This is a genomic window from Streptomyces calidiresistens (assembly GCF_014141525.1).
Taxonomy (GTDB): Bacteria; Actinomycetota; Actinomycetes; order Streptomycetales; family Streptomycetaceae; genus Streptomyces; species Streptomyces calidiresistens.
Window position 1 is genome coordinate 1 of record NZ_VKHS01000567.1, and the last position, 3,682, is coordinate 3,682.

5 protein-coding genes are annotated in these 3,682 nt (G+C 74.3%); 1 reads left to right on the top strand and 4 read right to left on the bottom strand.

Going from position 1 to position 3,682, the window contains the following annotated elements:
* Positions 1-129 precede the first annotated feature (129 nt).
* The 4 genes from FOE67_RS19650 to FOE67_RS19665 form a co-directional block, all read right to left on the bottom strand.
* Positions 130-420, bottom strand: coding sequence for a hypothetical protein (locus FOE67_RS19650; protein WP_182666131.1), 291 nt, complete (start codon positions 418-420; stop codon positions 130-132).
* 212 nt (positions 421-632) lie between these two features.
* Entirely contained in the window at positions 633-860 is a 228-nt protein-coding gene (locus FOE67_RS19655) for a DUF3107 domain-containing protein (protein ID WP_182666133.1), read from the bottom strand.
* A 252-nt stretch (positions 861-1,112) separates the two neighbouring features.
* Positions 1,113-1,745 carry a TetR/AcrR family transcriptional regulator gene (locus FOE67_RS19660; protein WP_323385087.1) on the bottom strand — a complete coding sequence of 211 codons (633 nt, stop codon included), beginning with the start codon at positions 1,743-1,745 and terminating at the stop codon, positions 1,113-1,115.
* Positions 1,746-1,932: 187 nt separating this feature from the next.
* Positions 1,933-2,178, bottom strand: coding sequence for a hypothetical protein (locus FOE67_RS19665; RefSeq protein ID WP_182666135.1), 246 nt, complete (start codon positions 2,176-2,178; stop codon positions 1,933-1,935).
* Between the two features lie 414 nt (positions 2,179-2,592).
* Here FOE67_RS19665 and FOE67_RS19670 point away from each other — a divergent pair, with 414 nt between their 5' ends.
* Entirely contained in the window at positions 2,593-3,633 is a 1,041-nt protein-coding gene (locus FOE67_RS19670; RefSeq protein WP_182666138.1) for an alpha/beta fold hydrolase, read from the top strand.
* The last annotated feature ends 49 nt before the right edge of the window (positions 3,634-3,682 follow it).

Consider the following 3,682-nt stretch of genomic DNA (forward strand, 5'->3'; position numbering starts at 1 on the left):
CCGGTGGGGGACACGGGCGTCTCCGGGAGGGGAAGGCGGGGCGAACTTCCTCAGGGTAATCCGGGTGGTGGATACACCGGACACGCCGGGTGCCCCGGAGGGGGGAGCGACGCGATCCGCCGCCCTCGCTCAGACCGCCCGGGTCTCCCGGGGACGCCCGGCGGGAGCGGTGGAACCGGACCGGAAGAGCAGGGAGACCAGCACGACGCTGACCGTCAGCGAGACCGCCAGGGTGGCCGCGCTGTGGCCCTGCCCCAGGATGCCCCGGCCCAGCGCCCACCCGACCAGGGCGGCACCCGGCCCGGTCGCCCACACCAGGCGGTGCAGGGGGAAGCCACTCGGCCGCCACCGCGTGGCGGACACGGCGACGAGCAGCCCGATCAGCAGCGCGATCGGTGTCTCCCAGAGCATCGGCGGCATCCGCGGCTCCCTCCCGTGCGGCCGGTTCGATCCGAGCACGGACTCGGACCTCCCCGTACTACCCCGCGACGGGAGCACGGCAAACGGCGGTCGATGGAATTTCGTGACATTCCCTCGACCGCCGCGTGATCCGGGTGACCCCGGTGGGGTCGGGTGACCCGGGTGACCCCGGTGTTCCCCGGGTCATCGGGGAACACCGGGGTCCGAGGGCCTCAGATGGCGCCGAAGCCCACCTTGCGGACCGTCGGCTCCCCGATCTCCACGTAGGCCAGACGGTCGGCCGGGACCAGCACCTTCCGGCCGCGCTCGTCCGTCAGGCTCAGCAGCCGCGACTCGCCCGCGAGGGCCTCCGCGACGACCTTCTCGACCTCGTCGGTCGACTGGTTGCTCTCCAGCGTGATCTCACGCGGCGTGTGCTGTACGCCGATCTTGATCTCCACGGCTTGGTCCCTCCGCATGATCCCTGATGGGGGCGCTGTGCCGCGCCGCCGTACAGGGGTCAGCGTAGCCGGGCGCGGTCGCCGACCCGGCGGAACGGCCCCACGCCGACAGCGAACACGCGCCCGGGGACCCGGCGGAGGCCCTCGTGGAGGCCCCGGTGGAACCCCGCCGGGGGCGCGCCGGCCGGGGCCCCGGGTCGGCCCCGGGTCGGCCCCGGGTCGGCCCCGGGTCAGCCCTGGGACTGCATCGGGTCAGCCCTGGGACTGCATCGGGAAGCCGGCGATGCCCCGCCACGCGAGCGAGGAGGTCAGGCTCTTGGCCACCTCGCGCGGCACCCGACGACCCGAGGCCACCCAGTGCCGGGCGGTGATCTGGGCCATCCCGCACATGCTGACCGCCAGCAGCTTGGACTGCTCCTCCGGCAGGTCGGTGTCCTCCGCGATGACCGCGCTGACCAGCTCGGCGCAGTCCATCGAGACCCGGTCCACCCGCTCCCGGACGGCCGGCTCGTTGGTCAGGTCCGACTCGAAGACCAGGCGGAAGGCGCCGCCCTCCTGCTCGACGTAGTCGAAGTAGGCGTCCATGGTGGCCGCCACCCGCTGCTTGTTCTCCGTGGTCGAGGCCAGGGCCCGGCGCACGGCCTGGACCAGCGCCTCGCAGTGCTGGTCCAGCAGGGCGAGGTAGAGCTCCAGCTTGCCGGGGAAGTGCTGGTACAGCACGGGCTTGCTCACGCCCGCCCGGTCCGCGATGTCGTCCATCGCCGCCGCGTGGTACCCCTGGGCGACGAAGACCTCCCGGGCGGCGCCCAGCAGTTGGTTCCGTCGGGCCACTCGCGGCAGGCGGGTACCGCGCGGGCGGGCCTCGGTCTGCTCCATGGCTGTCACGCCGCCTCCCGGTTGCTCGATGGCCGACGCGCGGTGCGTCGGGGCCGTCCCGACCGGATCGGTCCGGTCCGGCCAGCACATCGTACGTTCGGGTAACCCCGTCGCGCGTGCCCGCGACCCGGGTGGTCCGATGGGTGGACGGCCGCCCCCGCCCCGGGGGGCGCCGGGAGCGGGGGCGCGGGGCCGGTCAGCGGTAGTCCTCGTCCTCCTGCTCGACCACCCGGGCCTGCTCCGCCAGATCCGCGGGATTCACCTCGTCGCCGGCGGCGACCAGCGGTTCGTCCCGGGCGGTGAACACCTCCGCGCGTTGTTCGAAGGCGTCCGCCAGGGGGGCCTCCACATCCTGCGGGGCCGCTACGGCGCCATTTCCCTCCAGCCCCTCCAGTTCCTCGATTTCCTCGATGGTCTCCGGGTCGGTGGGGTCGATCGGCATGGCACTGCACCTCCGGTGACGTCGATGGGGAAGGCCACCGGCGCGGTGGCCCCCGCGTTCCCGGGAGCGTTCTCCGGGCGGTCGCGGCCGGGATCCGCCCTCCGTCCGCGTCGGACGGGCCGGGTCGGTTCGCACACCGGGTCCGCCGGAAGGGGCCCGGGCCCCGCGCCTCGTCTGCCCCGCCGGTTCCGGACCATGCCCGTTCGGGGGACCTCCCGCCCGAATGGCGGGATTCCCCCGGGTCCCGTCGCGGACCGATCCGGGGCGGACACCGACCCCGGCCCGGAGTGCCCCTCTTTGTGGTGATTCGCCGAGGAGGGGGGTCGGTGGTTCCCCCCGACTTCCCCGAAATCCGCGCGGAAACCTTCCCGGTGGCCCTTCGGCGGGAACGTGACGGGCTCGTAATATTGCGGCATGTCATCGACCCGGCAGCAGCGGTACGAGGCGGCGGCCATGACGGAGGACTGGCCCGGTGTGCGGGAGGGCGAGACCTTCCGCCCGAGGGCGCTGCCCGGCGCCGTCGTGGCGGTCCGCCGCCGCGCGGCGGTCCGGGACGACGCCGAACCGGCCTTCTTCGTCCACGGTCTGGGGGGATCCTCCCGCAACTGGTCCTCCCTGATGGAGCGGTTGGCCGGTGACGTCGACTGCGAGGCGCTCGACCTCCCCGGCTTCGGCGCCTCCCCGCCACCGGGGGACGGCGACTACTCCGTCCCCGCCCACGCCCGACGGGTGATCCGTTGCCTGGAGGCGTCCGGACGCGGACCGGTGCACCTCTTCGGCAACTCCCTCGGCGGCGCCGCGGCCACCCGGGTCGCCGCGCAGCGCCCGGATCTGGTGCGGTCGTTGACGCTGATCTCGCCCGCCCTCCCCGAACTGCGTCCCCAGCGCACCGTCGTGCCCACCGCGCTGCTCGGCGCCCCCGGCGCCACCCGGCTCATGGGCCGTCTCACCCGGGACTACCCGGCTGAGCGGCGCGCCCGCGACGTGCTGCGGCTGTGCTACGGCGACCCGGCGCGGATCACCGAACACGAACTCGCCGTGGCCGTGGCCGAACAGGAACGCCGCCAGGCCCTGCCCTGGTTCTGGGACTCCCTGGGACGGAGTGCCGCCGGGCTCTTCCACGCCTACACGCTGGGCGGTCAGCAGTCCCTGTGGCGACAGGCGGAACGGGTCCTGGCACCGACCCTCCTGATCTACGGCGGCCGGGACCGCCTGGTGGCCTTCCGGATGGCCCGCCGGGCCGCGATCGCCTTCCGCGACTCCCGGGTGCTCGCCCTGCCCTCCGTCGGCCACGTGGCGATGATGGAGGTCCCCGACGCGGTGGCCGACGCCTTCCGCGAACTGCGCGACGAGATCGCGGAACGCCCGGGCGCGGTCGTTCCGCCGGTGGTTCCCCGGTCGCCCACCGGGACGGCTCCCCGAGCCGGGAGCCGGGGTGTCGATGCATCCTGCTGATCATGGTCACGGTGGCCCGCACGAGGGCCCCTTCCCCCACCCCCACGCC